Origin of the sequence: Bacillus sp. ES1-5, assembly GCF_022487605.1 — a bacterium.
GTDB lineage: Bacteria > Bacillota > Bacilli > Bacillales > Bacillaceae_G > Bacillus_A > Bacillus_A wiedmannii.
In genome coordinates this window covers 471,071-485,622 of record NZ_JAKVPU010000001.1, presented here as the reverse complement: position 1 = coordinate 485,622, position 14,552 = coordinate 471,071, and the positions used below count along the sequence as shown (strand labels likewise).

The following is a 14,552-nucleotide window of genomic DNA, read 5'->3' as shown; positions in this document are numbered from 1 at the left end:
TTAAAGAAAAAGTAAGATTTGAAATAAGAGTTAGTAGCTATCATAGTTGCTATCTCTTATTTTTGTTAATATTTTGGTTACTAATTAAAAAGGTTTTAAATTTATGGAACAAACTTGTTTCTTAGATGGTCTATTATGTGTACGTATAAAAACAGGTATTCAAATAGATACATTGTATTGAATTTACTACTTGTTTTCAGTATTGAAAATTTGAAAGGAATGATGATTTTGAAAAATAAGAGGATGCTAAAAATAGGAATATGCATTGGTATATTAGGTATAAGTCTTACAAGCCTAGAAACTTTTACAGGAGGGGCATTGCAAGTTGAGGCGAAAGAAAAGACAGGACAAGTGAAGCATAAACATCAGGCGACGTATAAAGAATTCTCTCAACTTGAGAAAAAATTCGATGCACGATTAGGTGTATATGCAATTGATACTGGTACAAATCAAACAATCTCTTATCGACCTAACGAAAGGTTTGCCTTTGCATCAACATACAAGGCGTTAGCGGCAGGGGTATTACTACAGCAAAACTCTACTGAGAAATTAAATGAAGTTATTACTTATACGAAAGAAGACTTAGTGGATTATTCACCTGTTACTGAGAAACATGTAGATACTGGAATGACACTAGGAGAAATTGCTGAGGCTGCTGTTCGTAACAGTGATAATACTGCAGGGAACATTTTATTTAACAAAATAGGCGGACCAAGAGGATATGAAAAAGCGCTAAGACAGATGGGTGATCGGATTACTATGTCTGATCGCTTTGAAACAGAATTAAACGAGGCTATTCCAGGAGACATTCGTGACACTAGTACAGCGAAAGCAATTGCTACGAATCTGAAAGCTTTTACGGTCGGAAATGCGCTTCCGGTTCATAAACGTAACATTCTTACAGGGTGGATGAAAGGAAATGCTACAGGAGACAAACTTATTCGTGCAGGCGTACCAACTGATTGGATAGTTGGAGATAAATCAGGAGCTGGAAGTTATGGGACACGAAATGATATTGCTATCGTTTGGCCGCCAAATAGAGCACCCATTATCATCGCAATTTTATCTAGTAAAGATGAGAAAGAGGCTACCTATGATAATCAACTAATTGCAGAGGCAACTGAAATGATAGTTAAGGCTCTTAAATGATAATTCCTCAATTCTTTATGTAACGTAATTGAAAATATGAACCTAGAAAGCGATTCTTTTCATGTGAAAAGAATCGCTTTTTTGTATTTCTATAATAAATAGTAAGTATATAAGTAAAAAATTTTATTACATAGACATTCTATCCCCTAGAGTGCATGAGGGGAGTTTTCTCCTGTGGTGTTCGTAGTGACAATATTATTATGTATACGATAATAATATTTTGGAGTAGTTAAGTTAGATACTCCTATATGGATATGTAATTTTACATATCCATATAAAAGACACATATGTGCTAATCACTATTAAATTATATTAAAATCATTTTTAGGTAAGGGGATTCATATAGATTTAAGGGAATCAAAGAATTTTTATGTTTAATTATCATAGTATAATTATTTCACTTTATGAAATGAAATTTGTATTTAACTTTTTTAAATATAATATTTTTAAATTCGAATAATGAATATCTGAAAAATCAAATTTAATCAATGTGATTTTCAGGTTTACTTATGAAAAACATAGTGTTTAAAATGAGGGGGAAGTAAGGTCCTTATATTCTATCAAAAATAAATAAAAAACGAGATACGATTACTCTATCGAAAAAATTTCTCTCCTCAAGTGTGTGTGATGAAATCCTAACGTTAGGTTGTACAACATTTACGATTAAAACTGTAAAAAACAATAGTGAAGAGGTGTACGGAATGAAGAATAAAATTATGACAGGATTTTTAATAACATCAATCGTTACTGGAGCGACTATTCCTATCAATACTCTCGCAATGCCAATCGTTCAGGCAGAAACGAAACAAGGTAATATAGATATTTCCTCAGCATTACGAAAAATAGGTGCACACTCCAAATTAACACAAACCTTTATAGATGGAGCCTTAGCAAGTCCGAATGTGCAACTTGAAGAAGTTCCATCTTTAAATACAACTCAATTTCTAATTAAACAAGATATGAAAGAGTGGTCATCAGAACTATATCCAAAATTAATTCTACTAAATTCAAAAAGCAAAGGATTTGCAACCAAATTTAATAGCTATTATCCAACATTAAAAGGATTTGTAGATAATAAGGAAGATAAAGAAGGGTTTTTAGATAGACTGGAAGTTCTTCAAGATATGACTATAACAAACGAAGAAAACGTGCAACGTCAGATTAATGAGTTAACAGATCTTAAACTACAGGTAGATAAGAAACTGAAAAATCTTGATACAGATGTGGTAAAAGCACAGAGTGTACTTAGTTCTGAGGGAACAGGAAAAATAGACAAGTTAAAAAATGAAATGCTAAATACAAAAAAATCAATTCAAAATGATTTACAGCAAATAGCATTATTACCGGGAGCTTTAAATGAACAAGGGCTAAAGGTATTCCAAGAAATTTATAGTCTATCAAAAGATATCATTGAACCGGCTGCTCAAACCGCAGTAGTGGCGTATAACAAAGGAAAAGAAATAAACAATGCTATTGTAGAAGCAGAGAAGAAAGCAGAGCAAGAAGCAACAGAAAAGGGAAAATCAGTTATAGAAATTGAAGCTGCCAAAAAAGAAGCACGTGAAGCGATAGAGAAAAGTAAAAAAGGTGAAATTGCTGCAGCTGCAGTTACAAAAACGAAAGAGTATGATCTTATGAAAGTGATTGATCCTGAAAAAATAAAAAAAACATATAGTACCTTTGCCGAAATTAATAAACTAACAGCAGAGCAAAGAGCATATTTAAATGATTTAGAGAAACAAAATCAAAAATTATATGACTTAACAACTAAATTAACAGTAGCAGATTTACAAAAATCAATGATTCTTTTCATGCAAAATGATTTGCATACATTTGCTAATCAAGTAGATGGAGAGATTGAGCTAATGAAACGTTATAAAGAGGATTTGAATTTAATAAATAATAGTATTACAAAATTATCGAATGAAGTTGATACGAATAACACTCAGTCTCAAAAAGATACATTAAGACGACTAAAGAATGTAACAAATCAACTCGAAGAGCAAGTTAATAAATTTTAATATTAAGAAATTAAGTTTAATAAAAAATTATAATGCAACTGAAAATAAGGAGGAGAATCAAATAATGAAATTTCCATTTAAGGTCATAACTTTGGCCACTTTAGCAACGGTTATAACTGCTACGAATGGTAGTACTATTCATGCACTTGCACAAGAACAGACAGCACAAGAACAGCAAATAGAAAATTATGCGTTAGGACCTGAAGGGTTAAAGAAAGTGTTGGCTGAAACAGGCTCTCATATTCTTGTAATGGATTTGTACGCAAAAACAATGATTAAGCAACCGAATGTAAATTTATCCAACGTTGATTTAGGTTCAGGAGGGGGAGAATTAATCAAAAACATTCACCTGAATCAGGAACTGTCACGAATCAATGCAAATTACTGGTTAGATACAGCGAAGCCAAACATTCAAAAGACAGCACGTAATATTGTAAATTATGATGAACAATTTCAAAATTATTACGACACACTAGTAGATACTGTAAAAAAGAAAGATAAGGCAGGCCTCAAAGAAGGAATAGGGGATTTAATCGGTACAATTCATACAAATTCAAATGAAGTTACGGAAGTTATTAAGATGTTAGAAGCTTTCAAAACAAAGTTGTATACAAATACTGTAGATTTTAAAAATAATGTTGGAAGTCCAGATGGACAAGGGGGATTAACGGCTATATTAGCGGGAAAACAAGCACTAGTCCCACAACTTCAGGCCGAAATTGAGAATTTACGTTCTACGCAGAAAGCACATTTTGATAATGTATTAGCCTGGTCAATTGGTGGTGGATTAGGAGCAGCTATTTTAGTTATTGGAACGATTGCAGGAGCGGTAGTAATTGTTGTGACCGGTGGCACAGCGACACCAGCTGTTGTTGGTGGTCTAACAGCTCTAGGGGCAGCTGGTATCGGCTTAGGAACAGCAGCTGGTGTTGCGGCATCTAATCATATGAACTCTTATAATGAAATTTCTAATAAAATCGGAGAATTAAGTATGAAAGCCGATCTTGCTAACCAAGCAGTTATTTCACTTACTAATACAAAAGACACGTTGACATATTTGTATCAAACAGTGGATCAAGCAATCATGTCTCTAACGAATATTCAGCAACAATGGAATACGATGGGAGCGAATTATAAAGATCTATATGATAATATCGACCAAATGCAAGAACATAAACTTTCTTTAATACCTGATGATTTAAAGGCTGCAAAACAAAGTTGGAATGATATTCATAAGGATGCAGAATTCATTTCAAAAGACATTGCTTTTAAACAAGAAAAAACAAATTAAAAATCAATATATATGTATAGGAGGAATTGAAATGAATAAAAACTTTCCTTATAAACTACTTGCTGTATCGACGTTTTTAACTCTGACAACAACTACTGTAGTTTCTCCAGTGGCAGCCTTCGCAAGTGAAAGTAAAATGGAACAAACTAGTACCGAAGATATATCTCTTTCTGTAAACAGCGAAAAGATGAAAAAAGCTTTGCAAGATGCTGGAGTATTTGCAAAATCTATGAATGATTACTCTTATTTGTTAATTAAAAACCCAGATGTTAACTTTGAAGGAATTGACATTAAAGGATATACAAATCTACCTAGTCAAATTCTACAAGATCAAAAGAATGCAAGAGAGCATGCTACGAAATGGGATTCACACATAAAAAAACAACTTTTAGATACACTGACGGGGATTGTAGAGTATGATACTAAATTCGACAATTATTATGACACATTAGTAGAAGCGATTAATGAAGGGGATGCAGACACATTAAAAGAAGGCATTACAGATTTACAAGGTGAGATTAAACAAAATCAAGCATATACACAGAATTTAATACAAGAACTAGCTAAGTTAAGAGATAGTATTGGAGAAGATGTCCGGGCATTTGGAGGTCATAAAGATATTTTGCATTCAATTCTGAAAAACCAAGCATCTGGAATTGATGAAGATGAAAAGCGCTTAAATGAAGTTTTAGAGCAAGTAAGACATTTTAAACAAGTAGAATCAGATGGGATAATAACTGTATCAATTCCCTCAATTCCTACGTGGATTGCTGGTGGTGTAATGATAGGGGTAGCAAGAAATAATTTAGGTACGTTAGAGCCGTTATTAGCACAATTACGTCAGACTATAGATTATAAAGTAACGTTAAACCGTGTAGTTGGTGTTGCGTATAATAATATTAATGAAATGCACGATGCAATTGGATCAGCTATTAATGCTCTTACCTATATGTCTGCACAATGGCATGATTTAGATTCTCAATATTCAGGAGTGCTTAGTCATATTGATAAAGCGTCCCAAAAAGCAGATCAAAATAAATTTAAATTCTTAAAACCTAACCTGAATGCAGCGAAAGACAGTTGGAAAACGTTAAGAGCAGATGCGTTTACATTAAAAGAAGGAATAAAAACATTAAAAATGAATCCCGTTTCTTCAAAAAAATAGGGGAATACGGTTTTTGTTACAATGGCATTTAAACAGTCATAAAATGATTTTTTGTTCTTTATAAATTGAAAAGACAGAGGTGTAATAAGGCCTCTGTCTTCTATTTTTATTGAAATAATTTTTAGTGTAGTGAAGTCTCTTATATTAAGAGTAAATAAATATATGTATAACTCCATCCTATCCTATATGTAGAAAGTAGTTATACAAGTTTAAATTTTTAAGGTGAATGATTTTTTGTGAATTTTTCCATAAAACTTAATCTATGATTAGTGAGTTTTATATTCTTATTTTCCTAATTGAATACTTTTATACAATTAGATGGAAGTTAATAACACTGAATCAAAACATATTAGGTTGTTATTGAGGAGTTTATCGCAAAGTTGTTATTTTATGTGTCATCAAATAACATTTATAAACAATTAGAAATAAAGAAAAGGAGACTATTATGAGAAAAAATAGAGTATTAGATACAACATAAATAGCGTAAAAAATTTTTAGTGTAAAAACGTAATAAATAAAATAATAATCCTTACATGTACTAAGGGAAAATGAGGGAGACAATATGGGGAATAACTTAAAATATAAAACTAGAAAAATACTTGCAGCTACTGCTACAGTAACTATGCTTACGACTGGAATGGTTTCTTCATCAGATGTCTTTGCAGAGGAAAGGCAGCAGCAAAACAATTTATCGACATCACTGCAAGAAGAAAAGTCAGTTAAATCAGAAAATAGAACATATACAGTCCCAGGAAAAGGGGATGTTGAGGTACTGAAACAACAGGAAAGAAAAAGTATGGCATTTAGTCCATATGAACCCACTGGTTTATATGCAAAGCCAAATGAACAAATAACGATTAATGTAGAAGGAAATCAAAATATTCAAGCATACATTGGAACGTATTCGTATGATGCTTCTTGGAGAGAAGATTCTAAAATAAAATCATTTACATTAAAACCTGGTATAAACACAATCCAATCTCCAAATGGGGGGATGATTTATTTTTATAATAAACAACAAGGTGGCACTATTCGAACAACAGTCACAACAGGTGGAACGACTACTCCTTTTTTTGAACTGGGAAAGCATACGAAACAAGATTTAATAAACATGCTGGACCAATATCCCAATGCACATGCAGTGGAGTTAAAAGGAGAACGTGTATTAATTACGGCCAGCCCTGCACGTGTTAAGAAATATTTGTTAGGTTCTAATACAGATCCTGTACAACTCTTAAAAAAGATGGATGAAGCTACTCGAATTCAAGACAAAGTAGCTGGTTTATCCGAGGAACAAGTAGATAAACATTATATTCATTACGTAGAAGAAAATCATTCTCCCGATTATTATATGTATGCAACTTCTTATAGAACCGCATATGTAGGAGATGCAATCCAATACGTGTTAGATATTAATAAATTTATAAAAGATGGCTGGGGTCCTTGGCATGAGGCAGGGCATTTGAGACAGCAATCACCTTGGAAGTTTTATAATATGACAGAAGTACAAAATAATATATACAGCCTTGCAGTAGAAAAAGCATTTACATCTAATCAACCTTTTAGATTGCAACAGGAGGGCGCTTATACTAAGGCATTTCAATACTTAGAACAACCTAATAAAAATTATGACGAAGTTAGTGATGTTTTTGTTAAGCTTGTTATGCTTTGGCAACTACAGTTAGCATATGGAGAGGACTTCTATCCTAAATTGCATCAATTGTATAGAGACATGTCTTCAAGTGAACTTCCACAAACTGATGAAAATAAAAAACAATTATTTATGATTTCGGCATCAAAAGTAGCCAAACAAAATTTGATACCTTTCTTTGAGAAGTGGGGATTACGTCCAAATAACGATACCATTCAAAAAGTAGCTGCATTAGGGTATCCAACTTTAACAGCAGAGATTTGGAAGGGGACAGATTCTAATCCAATTAAACCAGATATACCTAATGTAAATAATATTTTAGAAGGAAAACAGTTTGCATGGTCACTAAAAGGAATTAGTGATTTCGAGTTTGCTAAAGTCAATTTCAATAAGTCGACAGAAGAAATGCAAATCGACTTAAAAGAAGGCATACCGCACCATTATTTTAATGAAACATATGCGAGTATTAAAGTACAAAATGCATCAGGAAAAGTAGTATATAAGAAAGACATTTATGGAAACAAACAACAAAATGCTGAACTGCAAAAAGTTCCAGTCAAAGTAGGAGATTATATTGAGTTAACACATATAGAAGGTGTGCATAGAGCAACTTTTATGAATGTCGATAATAGTAAACAAGAGAGCTTTGGAAAAAAAGCCATATACGAAGTTACAAAGGATGGCCTGAAAACAGTAAATCAAATTGTTAATCCGAAACCAGATACAGAGGCTCCGACACAGCCACAAGAATTATATGCAAGCAACCTTACTTCTAACAGTGTAGAGCTAAAATGGAATCCTTCTACAGATAATGTAAGTGTAAAAGAATATCAGGTATTACGCGATGGACAATTGATTCAAACAGTACAAGGAACAACGTATACTGATCAAAACTTAACAGTTAATAAGGAATATAAATATGCAGTGAAGGCCGTAGATGCAGCTGGAAATACATCAATTCAAAGTAATATTCTTCCGGTAAAAACAAAAGATCAAAATACATCTTATGAGAAATGGGATCCAAAGAAGGCGTATACAAAGGGAGATAAAGTAGAACATCAAGGGAAAGTGTATGAAGCTATTCAAAATCATCAAGGAAATGGTGACTCGAATTGGATATTTGCTTTATCGTTATGGAAACTACTTACAATCAAGTAATATGTAAGAATTAGATGTGAAGATAGAACAACATAAATGGGGGCAGTATTTTAAAGAATTACTGGATGTTGCTTGAATTTTGATAGATTTCTCTATTAAGTTAGTATTCAAAAATAAAAATAAGAAAAGGAAGTAGATTAGTGATGAGTCAGAAAACAAAGAAAAGGTTTAATAAAGTTATTATAATTACCGCAGCATGTAGCATGTTTTCTATGTTTGGAACGTCTATTTCGCACATTAAAGCTGCAACACATTCAGCTGCTCCAGCAGTTTATGTCAGTCCCCAAAATATACCTGTCTCAGATATTATTAGTATAGACTGGTCACCAGTTCAGACTCCACCTTATACGTACTGGGCTGTACACAACTGGAATGCAGGTGGTGAAGCTGGAGGATATGCTGGTTTTCAACAACAAAGTGGGTTTGATGAAAATGGAAAACGTACTTTACATTTTGCTTTATGGGATCCAATTTCCTCTAAAGAAGCAATAAAGGCCGAATACTTATCTCCGAATTCGCAAGCTGGGCCCTTTGGAGGGGAAGGAACAGGAATGAAGGTTCAAACAACTTATGGTTGGAAAGACTACAATTGGTACAGAATGACAATGCGTTCATGGCAAGAAAATGGTCATACTAAATTTGGACAATGGCTGAAAGATGTAACAAATAATAAATGGCATCAAATTGCAATTATGGATTTTCCTGTTGCTAATGTTGCATTTAATCATGGATTAGGAATGTTTCAAGAAGACTGGGCTGATAGTGGACAGAATGTTCGAGAAGCGCGCCTGAAAAATGGTTATAGCCGAAAGTTAGTAGATAAACAATGGAGTTATTGGAATAATCAAAAAATTTCAGGGACGCATGATAATACTTATCAATATGATGGAGGAGCCACTTCAGAATATGTATGGGTCAAAGCAGGAGGTAATACGCAGTCTACCATTGGATCAGGAAAAATATTCACGCTAAATCAACCTACTCAACCTGAAATAGGAAAACTAGATTTTGATATCCAATCTATATATTATGAAAATGAAAAATTAAATATATCTTGGAAACTAAAAGAAAATAGTACACCGCAATTTAAGGGGAAAATTGAAATTTATAACAATGAAAATATGACGGGTCAACCTATTAACGTAATTGATGATATTAAATCTTATCAAAATGGAATCAGTCAATCTTTATCATTATCAACAAATGCTTATGCAAAAATTGTATTAACGGATTTATTTGATCAAACTGTTGAGAAAAAGGTACAAATCAAAAATGAATCTCCAAGCATTTTTGAAGGTAAAGAATTTGCATGGTCGCTGAAAGGGATTGGAGATTTTGAATTTGCGAAAGTAAATTTAAATAAATCAACAGAAGAAATGCAAATTGATTTAAAAGCAGGTGTACCACATGACTACTTTGATAGTACATATGCAAGTATTAAAGTGCAAAATACATCAGGTAAAGTGATCTATAACAAAGAGATTTATGGAAACAAACAGCAAAATGCTGAATCACAAAAGGTATCAGTCAAAGTAGGAGATTATATCGAGTTAACACATTTAGAAGGTGTGCATAGAGCTACTTTCACAAATGTCGATAATAGTAAGCAAGAGAGTTTTGGAAAAAAAGCCATATACGAAGTTACAAAAGAAGGTCTGAAGAAAGTAGAAAAAATGCCAGAAGCAACAATCTTAGATGGAAATCAATTTGCATGGTCATTAAAAGGATATAGTGATAGCGAAATTGCAAAAGTAGATTACGATAAAACGGCAGAAGAGATGAAGATAAAACTAGAAGCAGGTGTACCACATTCCTACTTTGCTAGTACGTATGCGAGTATTAAGGTCCAGAATTCTTCTGGAAATGTTTTGTACAATAAGGAAATCGTGGGAGATAAACAACAAAATGCTGAAAGCCAAACTGTGCCAGTCAAGGTAGGGGATTACATTGAATTTACCCATATAGAAGGAGAAGCAACAAAGGAGAAAACACGAGCAACTTTAACTAACCTTGAAAATAACAAAAATGAAACCATTGGAAAGACAGCAAGGTATCAAGTTACAAAAGAAGGCCTGAAGAAAGTAGAGAAAATGCCAGAAACAACAGTTTTAGATGGAAATCAATTTGCATGGTCGTTAAAGGGATATAATGATCGAGAAATCGCAAAAGTAGAGTATAACAATGCAACAGAAAAAATGCAGATTAAATTAGAAGCGGGAGTACCCCATTCCTATTTTACTAGTACGTATGCAAGCATTAAAGTTCAAAACTCATCGGGCAATATTTTGTACAATAAAGCAATTGTAGGAAATAGACAACAAGCTGCTGAGAGCCAAACTGTTACAGTCAAAGTAGGAGATTATATTGAGTTTACTCATACAGAGGGAGAAGCACAAAAGGAAAAGACACGTGCCACACTTACTAATCTTGAGAATAGTAAACAGGAATATATAGGAAAGAAAAGGATATATCAGGTTACCTCTATGGGATTATTAATAAAGTCATAGATTTCACTACAAAACTTAAATTATTGATTTATATAATATATAAAAATCTTAACTATTATACGCATTAAAAATGCTCAAGAGAAAATAGATTGGCGGGTATAGTATGAACATATTCAAAGATTTTCTAATTGCATCAATTGCAATGACCACATTTGTAGGAACAGATCTAATCCTACAAAATGATAGTATTCATAATAAAGTTTACGCTGAATCTAATAATGTCACATACAAAGAAAGAGATTCACAGGAAGAAAGATTAATTGTAAAGTTTAAAAATCAAATTGACTTACCTTATGAAGATAGTATTGAGAAACGAATAAAAAATGGGGATTATGATAACAATTTAAAGAAGTTATTTTCCGAAAATACAGAACTTACTTTGAATCGTCTGTTCTCATCTGTAAATCCGATAGAGATTGAAAAGTTATCAGTACAATCTAAATCAGTTGCTAATGAATCAGCTAATAATTTATTAAATTATTATATTGTACAAGCTCCTAATAACATAGAAATAGAATTATTACTAAAAAAATTTGAAACATCTCCTCTTGTAGAGGAGGCTTATATACAAGAAAAACAAATTTTGACACCCCCTGAAATACAGTTACCAAATTTATCTGTTAATCCGTACGATGATCCTAGATTTAAAAATCAAGGATATCTTGAAGCGGCACCGAAGGGAATTAATGCCTCGCATGCTTGGAGCATTAAAGGTGGTGACGGGAAGGATACAACTTTTGTGGATATGGAATATGGATGGTTATTGAACCATGAGGATTTAGTTAATAAAAATATTAAGCTTATGTCGGGACAAAATATAAGCCAGCATAGAGCTCATGGTACTTCTGTATTAGGAATTGTTTCATCTGAAGATAATCAAATTGGAAATATTGGAATTGCACCAAAAGCAAATGTAAAAGTAATATCCCAGATTAGGGATAACGGAATTTATAATACAGCGGATGCTATTTTAAGTGCTGTACATAATTTACAAGCGGGAGATATTCTTTTATTAGAGGCACAAGCTTCGTATGATGGGTATGGGGATAAATATTTACCTGTAGAAGTACATCCAGATATTTTTGATGCAATTCGTGTTGGTGCAGATAAAGGGATTATTATTATAGAAGCTGGCGCAAATGGTTCAAACGACTTGGATAATTTTAAAGATCGTAATGGAAAAAAAATCTTAAATCGAAATAGTCCAGACTTCAAGGATTCAGGTGCTATTATGGTTGGGGCGGGATCATCAACTGTTCCACATAAACGTTTATGGTTTTCAAATTATGGAAGTCGATTAGATGTATATGGATGGGGAGAAAATGTTGATACAACGTCAGCAAATCCAAGTCAAAATACTACAAATTTATATACATCAACATTTAGTGGAACATCAAGTGCTTCACCAATTATTGCTGGGGCAGCAACTTCGATTCAAGGTATTGCTAAAGAACACCGAGGTTCTCCTTATACACCAGCCGAATTAAGAAATATCTTAAGTAATCCAAATACAGGAACAAAATCTCAAGATCCATGGAATGATAGAATAGGTGTTTTACCTGATCTAAAATCTATATTAGATAACTTAGGTTTTAATCCAGATATACCGAACTCTTCTAATATTTTAGAAGGAAACCAGTTTGCATGGTCACTAAAAGGAATTAGCGATTTCGAGTTTGCTAAAATCAATTTTAATAAGTCGACAGAAGAAATGCAAGTTGACTTAAAAGCAGGCGTACCGCATCATTATTTTAATGAAACATATGCGAGTATTAAAGTACAAAATGCAACAGGAAAAGTAGTATACAAGAAAGACATTTATGGAAACAAACAACAAAATGCTGAATCGCAAAAAGTTCCAGTCAAAGTAGGCGATTATATTGAGTTAACACATTTAGAAGGTGTGCATAGAGCTACTTTCACAAATGTAGACAACAGTAAACAAGAAAGCTTTGGAAAAAAAGTCATGTACGAAGTTACAAAAGAAGGCATGAAGAAAGTGGAAAAAATGCCAGAAACAACGGTTTTAGACGGAAATCAATTTGGCTGGTCTTTAAAAGGATATAGTGATAGAGAAATCGCAAAAGTAGATTATAATAGGGCAACTGAGAAAATGCAGGTGAAGTTAGAATCAGGCGTACCACATTCTTACTTTAATAATACGTATGCAAGTATTAAAGTACAAAATTCATCCGGTAGTGTTGTGTACAATAAGGAAATAGTGGGAAATAGACAACAAACTGCCGAAAGCCAAACGGTGCCCTTAAAAGTGGGAGATTACATTGAGTTTACCCATATAGAAGGGGAAGCAGTAAAGGAAAAGACACGCGCTACACTTATTAACCTTGAGAATAATAAACAAGAATATATAGGAAAAAAAAGAACCTATCAAGTTACTTCAACGGGATTAAACAAAATAGATTAACATGAAGAACATTCAAATTATTAGTAAGAAGCCAAATAGCCGTTCATTATGAACGGCTATTTGGCTTTTGGAGCACTTTAAGTTTAAGTGCAAGCAATAGAATAAATATAATGCTCATACAGGCATGGATGTTGTTATTATTTGGAGGATTCTTTCCAAAAAAACGAAGTAGTACAAATAAAATGCTAAAGTTTGAAGCTGTTTGTTATAAAACAAAAGGGAATTAAACGGATAGTTGGTTTAGATAAATATAAAACTAGTTAAGTTTGGATAGATACATAGGGGGAAACTGAATTTATAAGAGGAAAAATAGCTAAAAATATGTTGGAGAATAGAGCAATGTCTAGGTGCTATAAATTTGAGAAAAAAGAAACAGAATAATAAGGTATTTGTTGATAAATCGCCTCGTTTGTTACAATATTTTACATATTTGGTATAGTGTACATGAGTGCTATGTATATTAAAGGAGGAATGGGAATGAAGAGGTTCATAACTTATGAAAATGGTAATACAATCTTTAAAAAGTTAGTTCTAATGGTGTTGCCAATAGTTCTAATTATATTGATGATAATGCCATCGAATGATGCATTGGCAGCCAATCAATCAAATGCTGGTGCACTAAAAGGAGTGAATTTATTTAATGGAAGTTGGACAGTTGCTATACAGGCAGCAAATTTACAATATGTTTCTGCTGAGCCATCGGGAAATGTGATAGCTAACCGTAATGCAGTTAATGAATGGGAGAAATTCGAATTAATTCCGACTGGGGAATTATATACGTACGCTTTAAAAGCAAAAAGTAATGGGAAATACGTTTCTTTTGAACCAAATGGTAGAGTAGTAGCAGCTCGTACATCAATTGGGGCATGGGAAAAGTTTATTTTATATAATGGTGGAGACAATAGGATATATGTATTACAAGCACTCAGTAATGGTAGATTCATATCAGCTAATGGTGGTAGAGAATTAGCAGCTAATAGTTATATAGTTGGAACCTGGGAAAGATTTGTTATTGTATACCTTTAAATTTTGAAGTGTTATATATCTAAGTGATACTGGCATATTTAGTTGGTGTGAATTCTTAGCAAAATAAAGTGGTAAGTACTTAATAAGAGTGTATATTAACGTGCAAACAGGGCTGCAAGTAATTGGTAGTCCTGTTTGTATGTTAAAGAGGGACTTGCT

Annotated in this window: 8 protein-coding genes; all 8 read left to right on the top strand. The window is 32.9% G+C overall.

Translation table 11 applies throughout. From position 1 onward, the window contains the following. The first annotated feature begins 222 nt into the window (after positions 1-222). Entirely contained in the window at positions 223-1,149 is a 927-nt protein-coding gene (bla, locus tag MKO96_RS02595; RefSeq protein ID WP_483298318.1) for a class A beta-lactamase Bla1, read from the top strand. Positions 1,150-1,850: 701 nt separating this feature from the next. Continuing rightward, the gene (hblC, locus tag MKO96_RS02590; RefSeq protein ID WP_240586566.1) at positions 1,851-3,170 is read left to right on the top strand and encodes a hemolysin BL lytic component L2; all 1,320 of its coding nucleotides are present in this window, start codon (positions 1,851-1,853) and stop codon (positions 3,168-3,170) included. A 61-nt stretch (positions 3,171-3,231) separates the two neighbouring features. Beyond that, a complete protein-coding gene (gene hblD / locus MKO96_RS02585) occupies positions 3,232-4,461 on the top strand; it encodes a hemolysin BL lytic component L1 (RefSeq protein WP_240587372.1) in 1,230 nt (409 codons plus the stop codon). Positions 4,462-4,492: 31 nt separating this feature from the next. Further along, entirely contained in the window at positions 4,493-5,626 is a 1,134-nt protein-coding gene (gene hblA, locus MKO96_RS02580; RefSeq protein ID WP_240586565.1) for a hemolysin BL binding component B, read from the top strand. 562 nt (positions 5,627-6,188) lie between these two features. Continuing rightward, a complete protein-coding gene (locus tag MKO96_RS02575; protein WP_240586564.1) occupies positions 6,189-8,435 on the top strand; it encodes a M60 family metallopeptidase in 2,247 nt (748 codons plus the stop codon). A gap of 140 nt (positions 8,436-8,575) precedes the next feature. Beyond that, positions 8,576-10,942, top strand: a complete 2,367-nt coding sequence (locus MKO96_RS02570) for a putative mucin/carbohydrate-binding domain-containing protein (protein ID WP_240586563.1) — start codon at positions 8,576-8,578, stop codon at positions 10,940-10,942. A 103-nt stretch (positions 10,943-11,045) separates the two neighbouring features. Further along, positions 11,046-13,367, top strand: a complete 2,322-nt coding sequence (locus tag MKO96_RS02565) for a putative mucin/carbohydrate-binding domain-containing protein (protein WP_240586562.1) — start codon at positions 11,046-11,048, stop codon at positions 13,365-13,367. Between the two features lie 477 nt (positions 13,368-13,844). Continuing rightward, complete coding sequence (locus MKO96_RS02560) at positions 13,845-14,393, top strand: fascin domain-containing protein (protein ID WP_240586561.1); 549 nt, start codon at positions 13,845-13,847, stop codon at positions 14,391-14,393. The last annotated feature ends 159 nt before the right edge of the window (positions 14,394-14,552 follow it).

Excerpts from the sequence above, each read along its gene's own strand:
- MKO96_RS02575 (WP_240586564.1), top strand. The coding sequence starts at position 6,189 with ATGGGGAATAACTTAAAATATAAAACTAGAAAAATACTTGCAGCTACT.
- bla (WP_483298318.1), top strand. The coding sequence starts at position 223 with ATGATTTTGAAAAATAAGAGGATGCTAAAAATAGGAATATGCATTGGT.
- MKO96_RS02560 (WP_240586561.1), top strand. The coding sequence starts at position 13,845 with ATGAAGAGGTTCATAACTTATGAAAATGGTAATACAATCTTTAAAAAG.
- hblA (WP_240586565.1), top strand. The coding sequence starts at position 4,493 with ATGAATAAAAACTTTCCTTATAAACTACTTGCTGTATCGACGTTTTTA.
- MKO96_RS02565 (WP_240586562.1), top strand. The coding sequence starts at position 11,046 with ATGAACATATTCAAAGATTTTCTAATTGCATCAATTGCAATGACCACA.
- hblC (WP_240586566.1), top strand. The coding sequence starts at position 1,851 with ATGAAGAATAAAATTATGACAGGATTTTTAATAACATCAATCGTTACT.